The organism is Enterococcus sp. NPDC086594, assembly GCF_044746145.1.
Taxonomy (GTDB): Bacteria; Bacillota; Bacilli; order Lactobacillales; family Enterococcaceae; genus Enterococcus_D; species Enterococcus_D entomosocium.
The window spans coordinates 780,394-801,547 of the sequence record NZ_JBIVBP010000001.1; the positions used below are offsets into that span (position 1 = coordinate 780,394).

Below are 21,154 nucleotides of genomic sequence, written 5' to 3' on the forward strand. Positions count from 1 at the left end.
TCTCCTCCTTTAGACAGATGCCTGAGTATTTTTTTCTTGGAATTTTTTCCAGCGAATCAAGATCTCATCCGGCGGAGTTACCTTCGGTGCTTGCGGCGCTAACAGCCAAGTTGCTGCTTTGTGGGTCGGTGAAACATCAAAGAACGGCGGTTGCTGTTCTGCATCGATCTGCAAAGCAAATTCGTTTCGTGGATAAAAAGCGTCCCCGGTTGGCGGGTCCAACAGATCCGGCGGTGAACCAGGAATCGCGTACAAACGATCGCCTGTCCCTTCTAACGTTGGCATCGAACCCAACAAGCCCCAGGTGTATGGATGTTGCGGGTTGTAGAAGATTTCTTCTGCGGTGCCCACTTCGACGATTTTCCCACCATACATCACGGCTACTCGGTCAGCCACATTGGCAACGACACCCAAGTCATGGGTGATAAAGACGATGGACGAATTGATTTTCTTCTGAATATCTTTTAATAACTCTAAGATCTGTGCTTGGATCGTTACATCCAATGCAGTCGTCGGTTCATCTGCAATTAAGATCTGTGGGTAACAGATCAGCGCGATCGCAATAACGATCCGCTGCCGCTGACCACCCGAAAATTGATGCGGATAATTTTTCAAGCGTTTCTCAGCATTCGGGATGCCGACAAGGTTCAGTAATTCCAACGCTTGTCGCAAGCCCTCTTTTTTACTGATTTTGTTGTGCTTCATCAATGACTCTGCCACTTGCTTGCCAATCGGCATCGTTGGGTCTAGTGAAGTCATTGGATCTTGGAAAATCATGGCGATTTCCTTGCCACGGATTTTTTGCAGTTCTTTTTCGGATTTTTTCAAAATGTCCGTCCCATTGAAGAGGATCTGGCCATTATCGACATTGGCATTGCTGGCTAATAACCCCATGATACTGCGGGTTGTCACGGACTTGCCGCTCCCGGATTCGCCCACGATCGCCAAGGTTTCTCCTTTGTATAGATCGAAACTGACATCGCGGATCGCTTGGACTTTCCCAGCAAAGGTGTCAAAAGAAATTTCTAAGTTTTTCACTTCTAAGACTTTTTTCATAGCAATCACTCTTTCATTTTCGGATCAAAGGCATCACGCAAACCGTCTGCCAGCAAATTGAACCCAATCATAATCACAGACAAGGTCACAGCCGGTACCCACATTTGGTAAGGCAGGAACAAGAAGGTTTTGTAGCCATCGCTTAGTAGCATCCCTAAAGATGCTGAAGGTGGTTTTAATCCTAGCCCAATAAAGCTTAGGAAGGCCTCGAAGAAAATCGCCGAGGGAATACTGAACATCATTTGTACGATGATCACGCTGGAAATATTTGGTAATACGTGTTTCATCGCAATCTTGAGACGGCTTTCCCCCAGCGTTGTTGCGGCTAAAACGAATTCCTGATCTTTTAGTTTCATTGTTTGGGCCCGTACGATCCGCGCCATTGGAATCCAGTTAGTGATCGCCATTGCTGCCACGATCGAGAAGATCCCAGGTTCGAAAACTACCAGCATTAAGATCATTACCACTAAGTTGGGAATACCTGATAAGATTTCTAGGAAACGTTGCATCACATTATCGATTCGTCCACCTAAAAGACCAGAGATCAAACCATAGGTTACACCAAAGATGATATCTAGCATCGCTGCGATAAACGCAATCAATAAGGAGATACGTGTCCCTACAAATAGACGACTCAATAAGTCACGACCTAATCCATCCGTTCCTAAAAGGAAATATGTCCCGTCAGGTACATTGGCAGCTGCATACTTATCTACTAGCTCGCCTCCCACCATCGCATAGCCGTTTAAGCCATTGATGTTGATACCGGGAATTTTCGGCGGCAGATTTGTAAAGGTCACATTTTGCGCGGTCGGATCATGTGGCGAGACAAAAATGGTAATGATTGAGATCGTAATAATGATCAGCAACAAAACGATTGAGAAAACAGCGGCTTTGTTCTTTTTCAAACGACGCCACGAATCTTGGAAAAAGGTTAATGAGGGGGTTGCGATCGCTTCACGCTCTTCATTGGTATTTTTTTGTAACGGTTGAAATTTGGCTGCATCGATGGCAGCAACATCATTTGCTGTGTAAGGTTTCTCTGCCATTAGCCACGACTCCCTTCTGAAACTCGGATCCGCGGATCAACGATTCCATATAAAATATCAACAACAAGAATCACAAAGACCAACATTGCGGAATAAAGGATCGTTACCGCCATGATCGTCGGATAGTCATTGGTCATGATTGATTTTACGAACTGTTCACCGATACCCGGGATCGCAAAAATATTTTCTACGACAAGGGAACCAGTCATCAAACCGACAGCTAGCGGTCCTAACAACGTCAATAACGGAATCAAACTATTCCGCAAACCGTGCTTGAAGGCAATTTCCCAGCGGCTCAAACCTTTTGCTCGTGCCAACTCGACATAATCACTATGCAGCACTTCCACCATCTCGGTTCGAATAAACCTAGCGGAATCCGCTAACGGCGACATCGCTAAGGCGACGGTCGGTAAGATCGTGCTGGCAAAGGTCTCCCACTTGGCAATCGGCAAGATCCCTAGTTTGATGGCAAAAATATATTGCAGCAAAACGGCAAAGACAAAGTTAGGGATCGAACGCCCTAAGATCGCCACTAAGGTAGACGTTGTGTCGACCCAAGTATTTTGCTTCATTGCAGAGATCGTTCCTAAAATAATCCCAAAGAAGGTACCAAAGATGATCGCTTGTAGTCCTAGTTGCAGTGAAGGTCCGATTCTTCCTGATAATAAATTCGCTACTGGCTGGTTTTTAAATTGGAAAGAGATCCCAAAGTCACCTTTTAGTAGATTGGTCAAATAAAGCCAATATTGGGTAATGATCGGTTTGTCCAATCCTGCTTGCTCATTTAGCAAGGCAATTTGTTCTGGACTTAATTTTTCAGCATTCGTATATGGTGTTCCTGGCAAAAATTGCATCAAGAAAAAGGTGATCGTGGCAATCAGCCATAATGTTAAGACCATGTAGAACACTCGTTTCAATAAATATTTCAAAAAGCTGTTCACGCAGTTTCCCCCTTAAGTATTTTGACTTCTATTCAATAATTATGTAAATTAACATAGTACGAATCATTAAAAAGGAGTCAGATCATGAAAATAAAAAAAAGTAGTGGGCTCATACCCCTCCTATGCCTCGCAATTTCTGGCGGATGGTTAGCCATAAAAAATGAATTTTCCATAGCAGCTCTTTCAGATGCCCTTTTCTTGTGGGCGCTGTTCTTTTTGATCATTGGCGGTTTTTTATGGGTATTTGCTTCTGGTTTCTTTGACCATTTTCAATATTCCATGAAGAAAGCTTTTTCCAAAAATAAAACAGATTATCTGAAATTATCCCAAGTCGGCAAACAGAGTTACGCCTTTTGGTTATGGCCTGGTGTCTTCTTGTTATTCCTTTCATTGCTCTTTTTAATGATTGCTACTAGTTAATTTCACTCTTATATTTTTACTCATTGAAATGAGAAGCAAAAGGCTGAGACAAGAAATTGTCCCAGCCTTTTCTTCGGCATTTCAAGTCAACTACTCGTGATTATTCGATTGATGTCCACTTGTAGTCGTATTGTGCGCCCGCTGCGTGAGCAACAACACCTTTGACTTTTGTTGCACGTAAATGTGCTTCCGCTTTTTGATAAACTGGAATGACACCTTGTTCATTCATAATGATTTTTTCTGCATTGACTAAATCTTCCCAACGTTTGTCAGGGTCATTGGCATTGGTCGTACCTGCTGCTTTTACAGCTGCATCGTATTCTTCACTGCTCCATTGACCACGGTTGTATGAGTTACCTGTCGTAAACAAGTCAGTAAAGCTACTTGCATCGGCATAGTCAGCACCCCAACCGCCCATTACTGTATCAAAATCACCCGCATTTGAACGATCCAAACGAACAGAGAATGGAACTGGACTTAACGTGACTTTCACACCGTCCAATGTTTTTTCGATCGTGTCTTGCAAGTACTCAATGATTTTCTTGGTTGAGTCTGTATCAGAAGCTAAGATATCAAATTCTAATGAATCGATTCCTAATTCTTCTTTGGCTTTTTCCCAATATTCTTTTGCTTTCTCTTGATCGTAGCTAATGACGCTGCCAGCTGCTTCTGTGAAGTCTGTATGATCGCCAGGGCTGAAAGTCATGCCTTCTGGAACCAAACCACTTGAAGCAATTGAACCATCACCTAAGATCGATGTTACTAAGGCATCACGGTCGATCGCATAAGAGATTGCTTTACGCAAATTTTCGTTACGGAAAGGTGAATCTTCATCACGTTGATTCAATTCTAAGTAAGAAGTCGTTGCTTCTGGTTGAGAAACGAATGCTTCGTCGTTAGCCATCTGTTGCGCCAGTTCACCTGTTAGGATGACATCATCTGCTTGACCATCTTGGAAAAGATTCAAGGCAGTTGAGGATTCTTTCACGACGCTTACGTTGATCGTTTGTAATTTAACAGTGTCTTTGTCCCAATACTGATCGTTCTTTTCATAAGCCCATTCTGTATCCGTTCCTGGTCCATCAAAACCAGTCAGGACAAATGGTCCATTATAAACGGCATTGTCGCTTGTTGATGCATATTGATCGCCATTTTCTTCCACTACTTTTTGATTTTGTGGGAAGAATGATGGGAATGCTAATAAGTAATCAAAGTAAGGTGTTGCTTTTTCTAGGGTGATTTCTAATTCGTAATCCCCCACTGCTTTGATGCCTAGCTCTGATGGATCCGTATCGCCAGCTGTGATGGCATCCGCATTTTTGACTGGTGAAAATAGATACGCATATTCTGATGCAGTTTCAGGTTTGACCGTCCGTTGCCAGCCATAAACATAATCCGCTGCTGTAACAGGGTCACCATTTGACCATTTCGCATCTTCACGCAATTTGATCTTGTAAGTTAGTCCATCCTCGCTGACTTCAGCTGCTTCAGCTGCACCAGCAGGTTGTGGTGTGCTGTCAGCATCCAAACGATACAGTCCTTCATATACATTGTTCAATGCACTGAAGCTGATCGTATCGGTTGCTAATGAAAGATCCGCACTTGGCATTTCTTGTGAAACCACTACGTTAAATACTTGTTCTGCGTTGCTATCGCCGCTAGTTGCTGTGTCATTGCTTGAACTATTTGTTCCGCCTGTTGTACAGCCGGCTAACACCACGCCACACACAGCTACTAAACCATAGGCCCATTTATTTTTCATCCTGTCCTACCCCTTAATTGAATTAATTTTCAGAATAATCATTCGATTTCTGAAGTTAGATAAGATTTTAATTAATAATTATTAAAAAAGCAATCCCTTTTTCGATAAAAAACACCTTTGGAAGAAAGTTTTCTTGGTATTTACTTACCTTACTCTCATCAAACATTCGTTAAATGCTATTTTTCCTTTCTTTATTTATAAGAAATAAAGCGAAAAAAATAATAAAAAAACACGGTTAAATGTAACTTACATTCATTTTCTGTCTGCTTTTTTCATTTCAGTCATCAAAATGAGAAATGTCTGATAGAAAAGTAAACATGCAGAAAACAAGGATGATTTCTTATCAAATTCAGACAAAAAAGACCTGATCGCATGCTTACTGATCAGGTCTTTTCATTTTAAGAACTTTTGTTTTGTCCTCGAAAGGATGTCCTTCAATGATTAATGGATCGCGCCGCCAATCGCTTTTAAATCTTCTTTGTCGGAATAATCAACGATAGCTTCCACTGCTGCAGTTAATCCTTTGGCGATGTCTTCGATGCTCATTGCAGGCTGTCCTGCTTTATCGACGACTTGCTGAGGAATAAATGGCACGTGAATAAAACCGCCTTTCATTTCAGGGTATTTTGTATCGATCATGTATTGTACTTGATACATGATGTGGTTGCAGACGAAAGTTCCAGCAGTATTAGAAACGGCTGCAGGTATTCCTGCTTTTTTCATATTTTCTACCATTGCTTTGATTGGCAGTTGTGTGAAGTAGGCAGGCTTTCCTTCTGTTTGGATCGCTTCATCGACGGGTTGATTGCCTTCATTATCAGGAATCCGGGCATCATCCACATTGATTGCCACTCGTTCTGGTGAGATGGCAAACCGGCCGCCCGCTTGACCGATGTTTAAGACGACATCTGGGTGGACCTCTTCAATTTTCTCTTCGACGATCGCCGCTGATTTCCCAAATACAGTGGGGATCTCTGCTTTCACGATCTGTGCACCATGAATTGTATCTGGCAGTAATTTCACTGCTTCTAAGGCAGGATTGATTGCTTCTCCGCCAAATGGATCAAATCCGGTAATTAATAGTTTCATTTCCATCATCCTTCCATCTCTGTTTTACCACTAAAATGCCCAAAAGTACATTAAAGCGATGTGGATCACTAACAATAATAAAGCAATTGGGGCTTGTGCTTTAATGACACCATTAGGGTCTTTCATCTCTAACAAAGCCACTGGCAGTGCATTGAAATTGGCTGCCATCGGGGTCAGCAACGTGCCGCAAAAACCAGCGGTCATTGCTAAAGCGCCAGCAACAACTGGATCGCCGCCTTGCGCCATTACGAAAGGTACGCCAATACCGGCAGTTATAACGGTAAATGCTGCAAAGCCATTTCCCATGATCATAGTAAAGATCATCATTCCTAAACAGTAAGCCACGACACCGATAAAACGATTGCCTTCTGGCACGACGCCAGAGATTCCTTGAGAAATCACATCACCAACACCAGCAGCGTTAAAAATGACACCTAGTGCTGCTAATAACTGCGGCAAGATACCGGCAGTTCCGACTTGGCGAAGCATCCGGTCGGAATCGTCTAACACTGTTTTTGGTTTAGCGGAAGTTAGCACGACTGCCAACAAGAGTGCTAAGATCGACGCGATCCCGATCCCCACTTGGCCCCCTAATGGTGTATAAGAAATCACCACAGCGATCAATGCCAAGCTGATACATGGTACGAAGATCGTACTACCGATCCGTTTTGCTGACGCTTCGGCTTTTTCATCATCAACGTCGACGATTTTACCGATCTGTACTTGTTTGAAGAAGGTCAAACAGCCCATCAAAACGATCAAAATTCCGTCCACAAGATACGGCAAAAAATTTCCGAAAGCAAAGACGACCCCTAGCAGTAACCAAAAGGCAGAGGTGCCTAATCGTGTAGGATGGTCTGCTTCACGAAAAACCCGGACAGCCGTCATGATCGACAGCAGCCCAATCAAGATATAAAAGAATTCTAGTAATCCGTTAACGATTCCTTCCATCTATTTCTCCTCCTTCTTGCCATATTTTTTTGCTAATTTGCGATCAAAGAGCAAGTTCGATAACGTGGCAATAACTAAGACGATCAATGCGATCGGCAATGATGCTTGCGCGATCGAACTAGCTGCCACATCATATCCAAGTGATTGCAACGTTCCTACGATCAACAGCACACCAGAAGCAGCCACGAAGGTATTTTGGGCAAAGAAATTCCCGAAATTTTCATTAGCGGCAGCCCGAGCTTTGATTTTTTCCTGATCTTTTTCATCCAGTTCCCCAAATTTATTTTCCCCAGCAGCTTGCGCCATCGGGTTAACGATTGGGCGGATAAATTGCGTATGTCCTTGGATCCGAATAGAGAAAAAGCCAGCAAGTTCCCGAATAAATAAGTACAAACTCAAAAACTTCCCTGGTGTCAAGCCTTTGATTTTTTCAATCAATATGACGGCCTGCTGTTTCAAGCCAAAACGTTCCGACAAGCCGACCATTGGTAATGTCAACAAGAACAGTGTCACGAGTCGATTATTGACAAACGCTTCTCCTAACATTGTTAAAAAATCAACAACAGAAATTCCCGATACAAGCGCGGTGACAAAACCAGCAACGATTACGACAGCAATAGTATCTAGCTTCAGCAAAAAGCCGACTAAAATAACTAGAATACCAATTAATTTAATCCATTCCATCAAATCATCCTTTCACAGTAAGTTATTTTTAATGAATACCAGCTTTTAGTATAATCTATTTTTTTCTTGTAAAACAATATTTTTTGAATTTTCTTTACAGGAATACGCTTTCTTTAAGGCGTTTTTTAATTGCTTAGATAATAAAAAACCAAAAGAAGAACTGCGCTTGTGCAGTCCTTCTTTTGGTTTTTTTTGTTTAAGAAGCAGAAGCTTCTTTTTTCATTTGTTTGCTTCGCAGCTGTCCGCATGCTGCGTCGATATCTGTCCCATGTTCTTTACGAATCACACAGTTGATGCCGTTTTTCTTTAAAATGTCATAAAAAGCTAACACATCGGCTTTTTTACTTCGAGCATATTGGTCATGCTCACTCACTGGGTTATAAGGAATCAAGTTGACATAAGACAATTTCTTTTTATCCTTCAATAATGCTGCCAACTGACGGGCATGTTCCGGTCGGTCGTTGACATGATCCAGCATGATATACTCAAACGTGATGCGACGATTGGTTTTTTCTAAATAATAATCGACCGCTGCCATCAGTTTTTCAATCGGGAAGCTCCGATTGATCCGCATCATGGAGGTTCTGACTTCATTATTTGGGGCATGCAGCGAAATCGCTAGGTTCACTTGCAAGCCGTTCTCCGCAAACTCTTTGATTTTATGCGCCAAGCCGCTGGTTGACACGGTAATATGCCGCGCACCGATCGCTAAACCTTTTGGGTCGTTAATAATCTGCAAGAAATGCATCACATTGTCATAGTTATCAAAGGGTTCGCCGATCCCCATGACGACTACGTGAGAGACCCGTTCTCCCTCGTTGCGTTCATCAAAATAGTGTTGTACTAACATGATTTGAGCCACGATCTCGCCTGCTGTTAAATCCCGCTGTTTCTTTAATAACCCACTGGCACAAAAGGTACAGCCGATGTTGCAACCGACTTGGGTCGTCACACAAACCGACATGCCATACTCTTGACGCATCAAGACCGTTTCAATCATGTGATTGTCGGGCAATTGAAATAAATACTTGACGGTCCCATCACTGGCTTCTTGTACCACCATCTGCTTCAGGGGATTGATCACAAAGGCTGCCGTCAGTTTCTCAATCAAAGGTTTCGGTAAATTGGTCATTTCTTCAAAGCTGGTTACTCGTTTTTCATAGAGCCACTCCCACACTTGGTTGGCTCGAAATTTCTTTTCATTTTGTTCAGTTATCCACAAAGATAGATCTGATTTGGTAAGTCCATAAATCGATGGGTTCACTTTTTTCCCTCTTTTCAAACTAGTCGCTACATACTATAACTGAATTCTTTGTGAAAAGCAACCGTACCTTGGTTGTTTGTCAAAGCAAAACCGTTGCTCTACTGCGCTGGTTGATCATTTTTTCGATGCTCAATGTTCCCATCCATCACGCCATCTTGCTTGAAATAGCTCTCACAAACATTTTAGTCATAAAAAACAAGCAGTGAATGGACCAACTCCTGTGAAATAAATGGAGCAGCTCTTTCCTGCTTGTTTGCTTTTCCTTGAAGAGATACTCTCTCATGGGCACTGCTTTCTTCACATGATCACCCTTCAAAAGAAAGGACTCGGCCTTCTTTGGCGGTCAACATCCCCCGTTGCGGTGGCTGTAGCTGTAAATAAAGCTGGAGTGACATTTCTAATATCAGTTCTTTGTCTCCTTGTTGAAAAACGCCGTAATAATGGGTCTGTTCCCGTTTCTCTTCATATGTATGACTGACAAGGTAATACCCTTGTTCCATGGTTTCGTTGCGCTTTTTGGTTTCTGAAAGAAAACGGCGAATATGTTTATAAGTAAAGAGAATCAATAAAATGACAACTACTATTAATACTACATACCCCATTGCTTGTCTTACACCTCGATCGTTGATGTAGCAAAGGTCGGCTCCACACCAATACTGATCATCAAAGCAGCATCGACTTCACACATCACTTTATCGTCTAAATGACAAACTTTTTCTTTCAACCGACTTTTGTCGATCGTGCGGATCTGTTCCATCAAAATGACGGAGTCTTTGCCAATCCCTGTGCAAGAAGCGGAAATCCCAATGTGGGTTGGTAATTTCGGCTTCGCCATTTTTGCCGTGATCGCCGCAATGATCACGGTGGGACTGAAGTGATTGCCCAAGTCATTTTGAATGATCAAGACCGGTCGTATTCCGCCTTGCTCCGATCCAACGACTGGTGAAAGATCGGCAAAATAAATATCTCCCCTTTTTACCATAGGACCACCCTAACTTTTATATTCTCGCGGAACCCTTGCTGAGAGGGTGCACGCTACTTCATAGTGAATCGTTTCTAACTGGTCTGCAACATCCTGCATCGTAATTCGTTTCCCATGATTCTCACCAATCAACGTGACCGTTGTACCGACAGCAAAGGCTCGCGGCAAACGAATCATCAGTTGATCCATACACACCCGACCGACGATTTCACAAGGTTCGCCTTCTACTAAGAGTGAGAAGCCTTGCATTTTTCGTAACCAGCCATCCGCATAACCGATAGGCACAGTGCCGATCCATTCCTGACGGGGCGTGATATATGTCTCACCATAGCCAATCCCCGCTCCTTTTTCAAGTAATTTCACTTGGATCAGTTCAGAAACAAGTGAAAGGGCTGGTTTTAAGGAAAATGGTTCCTTCAATGCATGACCTGACGGATTCAATCCATACATCGCGATCCCAAAACGGACCATATTCCCAACGGCCTCTTTGTGCCACAAGGAGGTCGCGCTATTGCCTGTATGTATATATGTCGGCAAATAAGGCAAAACAGTTAAGACTTCTTTAAACCGCTGGTGCTGTGTTTCCCAATAAGTTGTATCAGCTTGATCGGCTGTGGAGAAATGGGTAAAGATTCCTTCCCAATCAAATGTGGGATGAGTTTCCAACCAAAGAACGGCTTGAAGCACTTCTTCTGGGGTCAAAAAACCGATTCTCCCCATGCCGGTATCCACTTTGACATGTACTTTAAGCGGTGTCTTTATAGGATTCTCTTCCAAATAAGTACCGGCTTCTACCAACCAGTCCATCGAAGCGACTGGAAAAGAAAAATCGTATTCTGCAAGTAAGGGAATATCTTGCACGTTCACAACCCCTAAAATCAGCAGCGGGTCAGTGATTCCTGCTTCTCGCAATTCGATTGCCTCATCGATCGTCGCAACGCAAAAACCGGCTGCACCGCCTTCTTTGGCTGCTTGAGCAGTTTGTACCGCTCCGTGCCCGTACCCATTGGCTTTTACCACCGCAAAAAGAAACGTCTCGCTTGGTAAGTGAGCAATCTCATTTTTGATGTTTTCGGTAATCGCGGTCGTATCAATAATCGCTTTCGTTGGTCTATGGTAAGCAACCACCATTTCCAGTTCCTTCTTTCTACTAATGCTTGATCAGACAAACAAATTAAGTTGGTTTTATGTAGTCGGCTGTTCGTCCATAAAGTATCGTAGTTTTTTCACCAAGTGACGACTTCCACTCAGGTTACTCACTATCCGATACTTCTAAGATAATTTGTGCAAAGGCAGTATCATTTGTATGGGTGATACTGACAAACGTTTTTTCTAAAGGGTGCGGTGCTTTGGTAACGATCGGTGCACCGAATTCATTGGTCAAGACTTCAATATCATGAAAAGAAACTTTGCCGATCCCCGTCCCCCAAGCTTTGGAGAACGCTTCTTTGCAGGCATAGCGCCCCCCGATGAACTCTACCTGACGTTTCAGGGGCAAACGGGCAAATAATTTTGCTTCCTTCTCTGTTAAAATACGCGTTATAAACTGAGGTTTTTTTTCAATTAATTCTTTCATTCGAGGCAGCTCGACTGCATCGATTCCGATTCCTTTAATCATTCTTCTCGCTACCTTTACTTAAGATAGGGGTTTCCAAATTGGAATTGGCCCTTGTTTAGCTAGTTACCATTCTACCAAAAAAATGGCGAATTACCATTCAAATCTGACGAGTTTATACGGAGATTAAGATTTTCAATTGCTCGTATTTGTTTTTTATATAAAAAAGACCTTGCAAGTTTCCTTACAAGGTCCACAAACTCAATTAGTCTTGGTTATTTCTGATAACGAAACCGCGTTTTTTGTCGTTGCTACGGCGATTGTTTTTACGGGCACCATCTTTTGAATAGTTACCACGGGCTTTATTGCCGTTGCCGCCGCCACGGTTCCCACCGTTTTCTTTGCGGTTACGATTGCCGCCATTGCTGTTATTGCTGCGACGTCCGTTTTTATTGAATGATTTTTTTCCTTGAGGTAATGGGCGTTCTGGTGTAATTTTGACTGGTTCTAAATCAGCTGGATCTTTCGCCATTGTTTTTAGAAGCAGTGCTGCTAAATCTTGTGCAGAATAACGTTCCAAAAGATCGTCGGCTGCTTGCAAGTATTTATCCAAACCATTTTCATCCAATTTTGTTTCAACAGATTCGATTGCGGCACCTAATTGACCTTTAAATGCTTCTTTTTCGGTTGGTGGGCGCATTGGTGTCATCCGTTTTTTCGTTAAGTTTTCAATGACATGCAAGTAGCTCATTTCGTTTGGTGTAACGAAAGTCACTGACATTCCGCCTTTTCCGGCACGACCTGTACGTCCGATCCGGTGAACATAGCTTTCAGGATCTTGAGGGATATCGTAGTTGTAAACGTGTGTAACACCAGAAATATCTAATCCGCGAGCTGCTACGTCTGTGGCAACTAAGATATCTAATTGACCACTCTTAAATGAACGTAAAACGCTCATCCGTTTTTGTTGAGAAAGGTCCCCATGAATGCCTTCAGCTTTGTAGCCACGAGCTTCTAAACCACGTGCCAATTCATCAACACGACGTTTCGTACGACCGAAAACGATCGTCAATTCTGGTGATTGCACATCCAACAAACGAGTCATGACATCGAATTTTTCATAATCTTTTGAGCGAACATAATATTGATCAATCAAATCAGCGGTCATTTCTTTGGCTTTGATTTGAACATGTTCAGGCTCTTTCATGAATTTCACGCCGATATTTTTGATTGCTGGCGGCATTGTTGCTGAAAATAGTAACGTTTGACGAACATCTGGCACTTGGCTGATGATTTTTTCAATATCTTCCAAGAAGCCCATGTTCAACATTTCGTCTGCTTCATCTAATACAAGCGTTTCAACCGTACCTAATTTTAAGGTGTGGCGGTTGATATGGTCTAACATACGTCCTGGCGTACCAACTACGATATGGGGACGATCTTTTAATTGACGGATTTGACGGCCGATATCGGCTCCACCGTAAACTGCTTGAACGCGAATTTTTTTGTCTTTACCAAGACGATACAATTCTTCTTGGGTTTGGATCGCTAATTCACGGGTTGGGGCAATCACTAATCCTTGTAGTTGATGGTTCGCTGGGTCGATTTTTTCTAACATTGGCAAACCAAATGCGGCGGTTTTACCAGTACCGGTCTGTGCTTGACCGATCACGTCTTTGCCTGCTAAGGCTAATGGAATCGTTGCTTCTTGAATGGGTGTTGCTTCTTCAAAGCCGGCACGCTCAACAGAAGTCAATAATTCGTTGGATAATTCTAGATCTTTAAATTTCAAATGGATCCTCCTAGGCTGGTCATCTTTTCGATGCCTGTTTTTCTATCATCGAAGCGTAGGTTAGTTCTTCAGAAACACAAGAGTAGTCCCATTTACTCTTATCTTTCTCTCGGTACCGAAAAACCGCTTCACGAAGGCATTATAAAAGGCTAAAACAAGTGTTGTTTGTCTCAGCCATCATTTTATCTCAAAACGTCAATGTTTTTTACAGTAATCATTCTGTGCTTCATCTTTCGGCGTTAGATAAGTATAACACGTTTTGAAAGTTTCAGCAAGATTTCAACTCCGCTTTACATTCCTTTTAGTGCATCAACGACTTCGCTCAAGCCCATGCCATTGCTCCCTTTGATTACCAAGCTGTCGGAAGGTTCTAAAGTTTCCTTTAAGGAGGCGATCAGTTGCGGTTTTTCATCTGTCGCAAAATAGCGCACCTTGTCAGCCAGTGGTGACTGAACTAGTCGTTTTTGCAATGCTTGCATTTCTTTGCCATAAAGAAAAACTAGTTGGAACGAGTCATCTAAATGTGCGGCCATCTGCTCGTGCATTTGTGCAGAATCTGGTCCTAATTCAAGCATATCTGCCAATACGGCGATCCGTCGTCCTTCTAACGGCAATTTGCGGAAACTATCCAATACAAGACCCATGGCAGTCGGATTGGCATTGTATATATCGCTCAAAATCGCTGCTCCGTTACCGGCAGTTACCCATTGGGTCCGATTTTTCGTTAATTGAAAATGCGCCAAGCCTTCCTTGATGGCTTCATCTGCTACACCAAAATGACGTCCTAACCCAATCGCGATCAAGGCATTTTTGACATTATAACCGCCTAATACCGGTAAGGTAAAAGTCGTACCTGCTACCGTAAAAATCGTTTGATCTTGCGATTCCTCTACGATGTCTCCTTGCAGATCTCCCTCTGTTAAGCCAAAAGTTTCAATGGGCTGCGTCAAGTTAGGAACAAAGGGGTCTAACAATGGTTCATCCGCCGGCATCATAAAGAAGCCGTCTTTTTTCAATCCTGCGGTGATCTCCATTTTGGCTTTGGCGATCCCTTCTCTGGACCCTAAGTTTTCAATGTGGGCTTCGCCAATCAAAGTGATCGCCGCTGCATCAGGTTCTGCTAAGCGCGAAAGGACTTCGATCTCTCCTGCATGGTCCATTCCCATTTCTAAAATCAACACTTGCGTATCTTCTGGTGCATGCAAGATAGTCAAAGGCACGCCTAGTTCATTGTTATGGTTACCTTGAGTTTTGTAGGTCTGGTATTTTTGTGCCATAACCGCGTCTACCATATCTTTTGTGGTTGTTTTCCCATTACTTCCGGTAATAGCGATGATTTTTGGCGCAAGTTTTTCTTTGTAGGCTCGTGCTAACTGTTGGAACGCTTTGACAGTATCCTTGACGGGGATCACAAGGATGCCTTGCGGTGGTTGTATGGTGGGATGACTCCACAATGTCGCGATCGCACCATTGTCTTTGGCTTGTTGGGCAAATTCATGTCCATCCCGAGTCCCCGCCAAGGGAACAAAAAGACTGTTTTCTTTGATTAGACGGCTGTCAAACTCCACAGAGGCAAGTGGTGTCTCATTTTCAATTGGCTGACCAAATACGGCAGCGGCTTCTTTTACAGTAAAATTCATCAGTTTCGCTCCTTTTTTACAAAAAAAGAAAGCACAAGATCGCTTCAAGTATTTTCCTTGAGTTGAGCTGGCTTTCTTCCTGCTATTTATTCTGCTTCGTTTTCGTTTTCTGCTTCCGTTTCGGTTGCTTCTACGTTGGTCAAGAACGAACGTCTTTGATTGAAACGATTCATCCCTAATTGGATCAATTCTTCAATCAAATCCCCATAAGGCAATCCGGTCTTTTCCCATAGCAATGGGTACATGCTGAATTCAGTGAATCCCGGCATCGTGTTTAGCTCATTTAAAAAGAGCTCGTTTTTATTGGTCAAAAAGAAATCACAACGGCTCAATCCACTGCCGCCTAACATCGTATAGGCTTTTTTCGCAAACTCTTGGGCTTTGGCTTGTGTTTCTTCGGGAATTTGCGCAGGAATCTGCATCTCGATTCGGTTGTCAATGTATTTGGAATTGTAATCATAAAACGCAACATCTTTTACGATTTCTCCCGGCATGGTGGTCCGCACGTCTTCGTTTCCAAGAACAGCGACTTCGATCTCACGGGCTTCGATTCCTTGTTCAACGATCGCTCGGGTATCATAGCGATACGCTTCTTGTAGCGCATTTTGCAGTTCTTCACGGTTCTCGGCTTTCGAGATACCGACACTTGAGCCCATGTTGGCAGGTTTGACAAACATCGGATAAAGCAGACTGCCTTCACATTGATCGAAAATCTTTTTCGGATTTTCTTTCCACGCATTTTTCAAGACTGGTACATAGGGAACTTGCGGAATTCCCGCAGCTTGCAAGATGTACTTGGTCATGATTTTGTCCATCCCGCAGGCACTAGTCAAGACACCGGCTCCGACATAAGGCATTCCGATGGTTTCTAAAAACCCTTGGATCGTGCCGTCTTCGCCGTTTGGTCCATGGAGCAATGGAAAGACGATCGCGTCTTCTTCATAGATGGCCCCAGGTGAAATTTCTTCCCCTTTGGTCTCTTCGTTGGTCAATGCCAAAGTATCTGGTGACGTTGGCGCCTCAGACAATAATGGGCCTTTTAACCAACGTCCTTCTTTAGTGATCATTACTAATTGAACTTGGTAGTAATTATAATATACAGCATTAACAACTGAAAAAGCGGATAACAGTGATACCTCATGCTCTGCACTGCGTCCCCCGTATAATAAAATGATTTTCAAAAGAATTTCCTCCTGTATTCATTGATTCTACCAAACTAAGTCTTCCACATTTTAGCACAAAATCGACCAACCGGCATTAAATCTTGCAGAAATTTCTTTAAGCTTACACAGTCGTTAGTTGAATGTTTTTCATTTTGTCAGTACTATGAATATATCACGGCACGTTTAAAGAGGTGGGACCTATGACAGAACAAACTGCTCCTTCTAGAAAAGGACGATTAAAACAAATCCTTCAAGTCTTTTTGAAATACAAAGTCGTTCAAAATATCAGCAAACAGCAGCATCCCGAAATGGTGCGTCAAGCGTTTGAAGAATTAGGACCAACATTTATCAAAATCGGGCAGATGCTTTCGGTCCGCAATGACCTGCTTTCCAGCACTTTCGTTGATGCCTTCAAGCAGTTACAAGACAATGTCAAAAGCGATCCATTTCCCAAGGTCAAAGCACTGCTGGAAGCAGAACTACAGCAGCCACTAACGGAAGTTTTTTCCGCTTTTGATGAAATCCCAGTCGCCTCAGCTTCCATCGGACAAGCCCACCGAGCAAACTTGATCAGCGGCAAAGAAGTGATCGTCAAAGTGCAGCATCCGGGAATCATTGCGGCGATTCAAGTGGATCTCGATCTTTTTGAAAAGGCTCTACCGTTGGTTCGTGCAATTCCAGAAGCCAATGTGGTGGATTTAAAAAGCGTGTTAAGCGAAGTCAGACGATCCCTTGCCAATGAAACAAATTTTTTACAAGAGATGAAAAATGCGCAGGAATTCTACCGTAACAATCACCAAAACCCGCAATTGGCATTGCCAAAAGTTTATCCCGAATGGTGCACCCAAAAAGTATTAGTCATGGATTACATGGCCGGTGAAAGTTTGAACTGCTTGCTGACCCGCAGCAATCAAGATATCGTTTATGACAATCAGTCCGTGAAAGCAGTGAAAAAACAAGTGGGAACGCTATTAGTCGAAAACTTTATGAAGCAAGTCTTTGAAGATGGCTTCTTTCACGCTGATCCGCATCCTGGCAATCTTTTTTTACATGTCTTCACAGATCAAACCAACCGACCAAAACCATTCCAAGTCAAACAGCGCGTCGGTGTCCTCGGCGGTGTTGATTATTCATTGAAGTGGCAAGAAGAAGCGATTATGCCGCCTTACCAAGTGATTTTCTTAGATTTTGGGATGATGGGACATTTGGATCAGTCATTACGCAGTCGCTTAGCTGATGCATTGATTGCTTTGTATACCCAAGACACCCAAGAAGTCGGCAAAGCTGTCTTGCGTTTGTGCAACAGCAGCGGCAGTTCCTTTGATGAAGTCGCCTTCTATCAGGATCTTCAAAAATTTGTTGAAAACTACTATAATATGCCGCTAAAGGATATCGACTTGCAAAAAGTGATGGGGGAAGTCATCACGATCTGCCATGATAACCAACTGCAGATGCATCGAGACATCACCTTGCTGATTAAGGCTTTTGGCACCTTGGAAGGTGTGATCAAAGCCTTAGACCCCGAATTATCAATGATGGAAGTCACTCAGCCTTTTGCACAAAAATATTTCTTACAGCAGCTGAGTATTGAAGACGAGGTGAAAAAAAGCGCCTTGGCAACCGCAAAAAGCTTGCGGGCACTTAGCCATCTTCCTGATCGGACCTTGGCTGTCTTAGACACTTTTGCCACTGGTAAACACCGGTTAAATTTAGAGATCCGCGAACAAAAACAGCTATTGGACCGCTTTGATCAGATGGTCAATCGACTGGTAATCGGTATTATTCTAGCTGCGGTCATCCTTGGCTCTTCCTTATTGGTGGTCGCCAGCCCGCAACAAGGAGCCTTCGTCCATCAGATGGGGATCTTCGGATATACCTTGGCATTTTTCGCGATCGTAGCTTTAGTCGGCAAATACTTTTATGATCGTTTTCGTAAGAAATAAATAAGCACCTTCAATTCCCGTGTTTCATGCAGAAGCTGGGTCTTGAGGGTGCTTATTTTGCAAGGGTCTGTCGCAATTCGTTTTCAAAGATTCGTTTGAAGGCTTCCCGATCCTCTTTCGTAAAGGGCTTCGGTCCTTTTGTGCGCTTGCCTGCTTTACGCATCTGCGCACCTAAATAGCGTTGACCTAATAAAAAATCGATTGTTTCTGGCAAATACTCTGTACCGTTATGGTGAAAAACTCGTGCTTTTTTGGGCAAGACTAACGAGGCTAAGCCATAATCTTGGGTGACGAGAAAATCGCCGGGTTCTATCTCCTTCACGATTTCATAATCCGCGCGATCCGAGCCTTTGTCGACATAGACAAAGTGGACATGGGCGGGATAGTCTTTGGTCGTATAATGATCGACACTGGTCACGATCACTACCGGCAGCTGATACTGCTGAGCCAGTTCAATCACTTCATTTTTCACCGGCGAACCGTCGCCGTCAATAAAAAGCCGCATCTGCTTGCTCCTCTCAAAAGTTCCTTCTTTTACAATTACTTCTATTGTAAGAGGAGCACCTAGAAGATGCAAGCAGACTTTGCGGTATTTTCATTTCAGTCTTGCTCAATGAGGGAATAAGAATGACGATCTTTGTCTCACTAACTAGCAGTTACCATATGCAAAGCTCACCTTTCAATTTTAGAAAATGCTCGTTCCTTCAACTCATAAACGACATCGCAAGCCTTTGCTACTTCTTGTTCATGGGTCACTAAGATGATACATTTTTTTTGCTCATGGGCAATTTCTTGAAATAGTTTGACGATTTCTTTAGATGTCGTTTCATCCAAGTTTCCAGTCGGTTCATCGGCTACGATCAGCTCATGTTCACAGCACAACGCGCGAACGATAGCGACCCGTTGCTGTTGCCCACCCGATAATTGGGTCACTTTTTTCAGTGCCAGCTCTTCCGTGATACCAACTTTGGCTAAGTTAGCTAAAGCATAGGCCTTTTTATCGGCTTGCTGCGACTTCGCGATCGCCATGGCTGTGATCACATTGTCCAGTGCCGACATATAAGGCAATAGATTATACGCTTGGAACACGATGGAAACATCTTTGCGGCGGTATTCTCGCAATCCGATTTTTGCTAACGTTTCTTCGTTGTAAAGGATCTTTCCTTCTTTCGGGGTATCTAGACCCGTGATCAGCGACAGGAAGGTTGTTTTCCCCGATCCGCTGGAACCTAAGATCGCATACATCTTGCCAGGTTCAAAGGTCAAATCAACGTCACGAAACAGCGCTTCTGCTTCGCTTTGATACCAATATCCTAATTGTTCTGTTCGTAATGTCATGTCGTTCCTCCTAAGAAACCAAGATTTTTTTCGGATTCAACCGCAAAATGCCCGCGGAAGAGAGTAAGATCGAGCCAAAACTGATCCCTAGACCGAGTAATGCCAATAGACCAATTTGTTGAGGGGAAACGGTGATTTCTAAGGACTCCACTTCTGCTGATTGGGTGAAGGATGGGAAAGAACCCCCACGATTTCCGCCCATTTGCGGCATCTCCCCGCCTCCAGGACCAGCGTTTTCAGTGGCTGCTTGATCAGTCGTTGTCTCTGTTTGTTGTGCCAATAATTGCTCTCCGACGGCATTACCGACAAGATTGCCGCTAGCGGCCGCGATCCCTAAAGCAAACACCATACAGACAAAAATCTCTGTGAAAAATTGTAGGATCACTTTGGCCCGTGACTCGCCTAAAGAGAGCAATACGCCAATCTCATAGCGACGTTCCCGAATCGACATCATCACGATCAACGTCAAAATAATGATACCGGCAGCAGCAACTAACACAATAATATTTTTTGCAAAGCTAGCGACATTATTCAATGGTGTCAGCATCGACTGATACATTTGATCGTTGGTTTGAATGCTGTAGGTTTCTGTATCGATCAACCCTTCCGCTTCTTCCACGAATGCTGTCATCTCAGACGGATCACTCAAGGTATAGGTTGCCGAGTCAATGGTGTCCTCATTGCCGCTCAACGTATTGGCAAGGGTATAAGAAGCAAAGATCGTGTTGGCTGGATTGAGAAAGTTGAACATTTGGCTCATGCTGTTGCCTACTTCACTCGTTTCATAGATTCCCTTGATCGTCACTTCGACTTCATTGTCCTCTGCATCAGTGATCGAAAACGTATCTCCGACTGCCAAATCATTTGCTTCAGCCAACGAGGATTCGATCAGTACTTGGTTCGTGCCTTCATCCTCAGAAGTAATGCCTTCTCCATCCGTGATCGTCGCTGTTCCTTCCGAAAAAGTCGTATACGCCGCACTAGTTGATACACCAGTGATTTGGAAATCACCCGTACTCATATTCCCACCAGGCATTCCTCCTGGCATACCGCCCATTTGCCCCGATTCGCTGCTGTCGGTTGCTTCTGACTCTGTCGATGAGTCACTGCTGGAGATCGGTTCGATCCCGCTGACGGCATCAGCAGAGGTGCTGACTTCAAAACTATATGAGGCAACCCCGTCTAAATCGGCGATCGCTTGGGCATCAGTAATCGCTACTGGTGTCGATTGAAAACTCCCTGGATCTGGTCGGGTGCTTTGGTCATCGCTGTCAGAAGAAGAGCTCCTTTGCTGAAAAGCCTGCTCGCGGTTTGCTTGCAACGTCACAGTTGCGCCAACACTTTTCTGGGCATTTTCAGTCGCTACTAGTGCCGCACTGCGAATCGTCAGACCCGCCAATACAAAAATCAAGATTGCAGAAAATACGGCGATCAGCAACAGGCTCCGGCCTTTTTTCGCCCATAAACTTTGGAGACCTCGTTTCAAAAAATTCATCTTTGTTCCTCCTGAATAGCTATTTATTGT

At 43.5% G+C, this 21,154-nt stretch carries 20 protein-coding genes; 2 read left to right on the forward strand and 18 right to left on the reverse strand.

Features of this window, described 5'->3' with window-relative positions:
• Positions 1-9: 9 nt before the first annotated feature.
• From ACIPK1_RS03535 to opp3b, 3 genes are read right to left on the reverse strand one after another with little or no spacing between them, the layout of a single operon-like run.
• Positions 10-1,062 carry an ABC transporter ATP-binding protein gene (locus ACIPK1_RS03535; RefSeq protein ID WP_216593164.1) on the reverse strand — a complete coding sequence of 351 codons (1,053 nt, stop codon included), beginning with the start codon at positions 1,060-1,062 and terminating at the stop codon, positions 10-12.
• Positions 1,062-2,105 (reverse strand): ABC transporter permease, encoded by a 1,044-nt coding sequence (locus ACIPK1_RS03540; protein WP_005233683.1) that lies wholly within the window; start codon positions 2,103-2,105, stop codon positions 1,062-1,064. The genes ACIPK1_RS03535 and ACIPK1_RS03540 overlap by 1 nt, the downstream gene beginning before the upstream one ends.
• Positions 2,105-3,046, reverse strand: a complete 942-nt coding sequence (opp3b, locus tag ACIPK1_RS03545) for an oligopeptide ABC transporter permease (protein WP_005233681.1) — start codon at positions 3,044-3,046, stop codon at positions 2,105-2,107. The genes ACIPK1_RS03540 and opp3b overlap by 1 nt, the downstream gene beginning before the upstream one ends.
• An 84-nt stretch (positions 3,047-3,130) precedes the next feature.
• Between opp3b and ACIPK1_RS03550 the strand changes: the two genes are divergently transcribed.
• Entirely contained in the window at positions 3,131-3,466 is a 336-nt protein-coding gene (locus ACIPK1_RS03550) for a DUF3899 domain-containing protein (RefSeq protein ID WP_005227990.1), read from the forward strand.
• A gap of 100 nt (positions 3,467-3,566) precedes the next feature.
• On the opposite strand, the gene ACIPK1_RS03555 is transcribed toward ACIPK1_RS03550, so the two are convergent.
• From ACIPK1_RS03555 to ACIPK1_RS03610, 12 genes are all read right to left on the reverse strand, one after another.
• Positions 3,567-5,228 (reverse strand): peptide ABC transporter substrate-binding protein, encoded by a 1,662-nt coding sequence (locus tag ACIPK1_RS03555; protein WP_005233679.1) that lies wholly within the window; start codon positions 5,226-5,228, stop codon positions 3,567-3,569.
• Positions 5,229-5,669: 441 nt separating this feature from the next.
• A complete protein-coding gene (gene pcp, locus ACIPK1_RS03560; RefSeq protein WP_301387823.1) occupies positions 5,670-6,317 on the reverse strand; it encodes a pyroglutamyl-peptidase I in 648 nt (215 codons plus the stop codon).
• Between the two features lie 30 nt (positions 6,318-6,347).
• Positions 6,348-7,268: a DUF979 domain-containing protein gene (locus ACIPK1_RS03565; RefSeq protein WP_005233677.1), complete on the reverse strand. Its 921-nt coding sequence runs from the start codon at positions 7,266-7,268 to the stop codon at positions 6,348-6,350.
• Positions 7,269-7,952 (reverse strand): DUF969 domain-containing protein, encoded by a 684-nt coding sequence (locus ACIPK1_RS03570; RefSeq protein ID WP_005233676.1) that lies wholly within the window; start codon positions 7,950-7,952, stop codon positions 7,269-7,271. It lies immediately after the preceding gene.
• Between the two features lie 196 nt (positions 7,953-8,148).
• A complete protein-coding gene (rlmN, locus tag ACIPK1_RS03575; protein ID WP_010749104.1) occupies positions 8,149-9,216 on the reverse strand; it encodes a 23S rRNA (adenine(2503)-C(2))-methyltransferase RlmN in 1,068 nt (355 codons plus the stop codon).
• A 305-nt stretch (positions 9,217-9,521) separates the two neighbouring features.
• On the reverse strand, positions 9,522-9,818 hold the full coding sequence (locus ACIPK1_RS03580; RefSeq protein ID WP_016612926.1) for a hypothetical protein: 297 nt from the start codon (positions 9,816-9,818) through the stop codon (positions 9,522-9,524).
• 8 nt (positions 9,819-9,826) lie between these two features.
• A complete protein-coding gene (locus tag ACIPK1_RS03585; protein ID WP_005227961.1) occupies positions 9,827-10,198 on the reverse strand; it encodes a type II toxin-antitoxin system PemK/MazF family toxin in 372 nt (123 codons plus the stop codon).
• 9 nt (positions 10,199-10,207) lie between these two features.
• On the reverse strand, positions 10,208-11,329 hold the full coding sequence (alr, locus tag ACIPK1_RS03590) for an alanine racemase (protein ID WP_061053329.1): 1,122 nt from the start codon (positions 11,327-11,329) through the stop codon (positions 10,208-10,210).
• A 121-nt stretch (positions 11,330-11,450) separates the two neighbouring features.
• Positions 11,451-11,816 (reverse strand): holo-ACP synthase, encoded by a 366-nt coding sequence (gene acpS, locus ACIPK1_RS03595; protein ID WP_061053330.1) that lies wholly within the window; start codon positions 11,814-11,816, stop codon positions 11,451-11,453.
• Between the two features lie 202 nt (positions 11,817-12,018).
• On the reverse strand, positions 12,019-13,545 hold the full coding sequence (gene cshA, locus ACIPK1_RS03600) for a degradosome RNA helicase CshA (protein ID WP_010749100.1): 1,527 nt from the start codon (positions 13,543-13,545) through the stop codon (positions 12,019-12,021).
• 290 nt (positions 13,546-13,835) lie between these two features.
• Entirely contained in the window at positions 13,836-15,185 is a 1,350-nt protein-coding gene (murF, locus tag ACIPK1_RS03605) for a UDP-N-acetylmuramoyl-tripeptide--D-alanyl-D-alanine ligase (RefSeq protein ID WP_061053331.1), read from the reverse strand.
• An 86-nt stretch (positions 15,186-15,271) separates the two neighbouring features.
• Positions 15,272-16,366, reverse strand: a complete 1,095-nt coding sequence (locus ACIPK1_RS03610; RefSeq protein ID WP_061053332.1) for a D-alanine--D-alanine ligase — start codon at positions 16,364-16,366, stop codon at positions 15,272-15,274.
• A gap of 182 nt (positions 16,367-16,548) precedes the next feature.
• Between ACIPK1_RS03610 and ACIPK1_RS03615 the strand changes: the two genes are divergently transcribed.
• On the forward strand, positions 16,549-18,291 hold the full coding sequence (locus tag ACIPK1_RS03615) for an AarF/ABC1/UbiB kinase family protein (RefSeq protein ID WP_016612930.1): 1,743 nt from the start codon (positions 16,549-16,551) through the stop codon (positions 18,289-18,291).
• Between the two features lie 52 nt (positions 18,292-18,343).
• Here ACIPK1_RS03615 and ACIPK1_RS03620 read toward each other — a convergent pair whose 3' ends face one another.
• The 3 genes from ACIPK1_RS03620 to ACIPK1_RS03630 form a co-directional block, all read right to left on the reverse strand.
• Positions 18,344-18,796: a YaiI/YqxD family protein gene (locus tag ACIPK1_RS03620; RefSeq protein WP_015510428.1), complete on the reverse strand. Its 453-nt coding sequence runs from the start codon at positions 18,794-18,796 to the stop codon at positions 18,344-18,346.
• Between the two features lie 167 nt (positions 18,797-18,963).
• Complete coding sequence (locus ACIPK1_RS03625) at positions 18,964-19,629, reverse strand: ABC transporter ATP-binding protein (RefSeq protein WP_008379404.1); 666 nt, start codon at positions 19,627-19,629, stop codon at positions 18,964-18,966.
• Positions 19,630-19,639: 10 nt separating this feature from the next.
• Positions 19,640-21,124 (reverse strand): ABC transporter permease, encoded by a 1,485-nt coding sequence (locus ACIPK1_RS03630; protein ID WP_301387809.1) that lies wholly within the window; start codon positions 21,122-21,124, stop codon positions 19,640-19,642.
• Between the last annotated feature and the right edge of the window lie 30 nt (positions 21,125-21,154).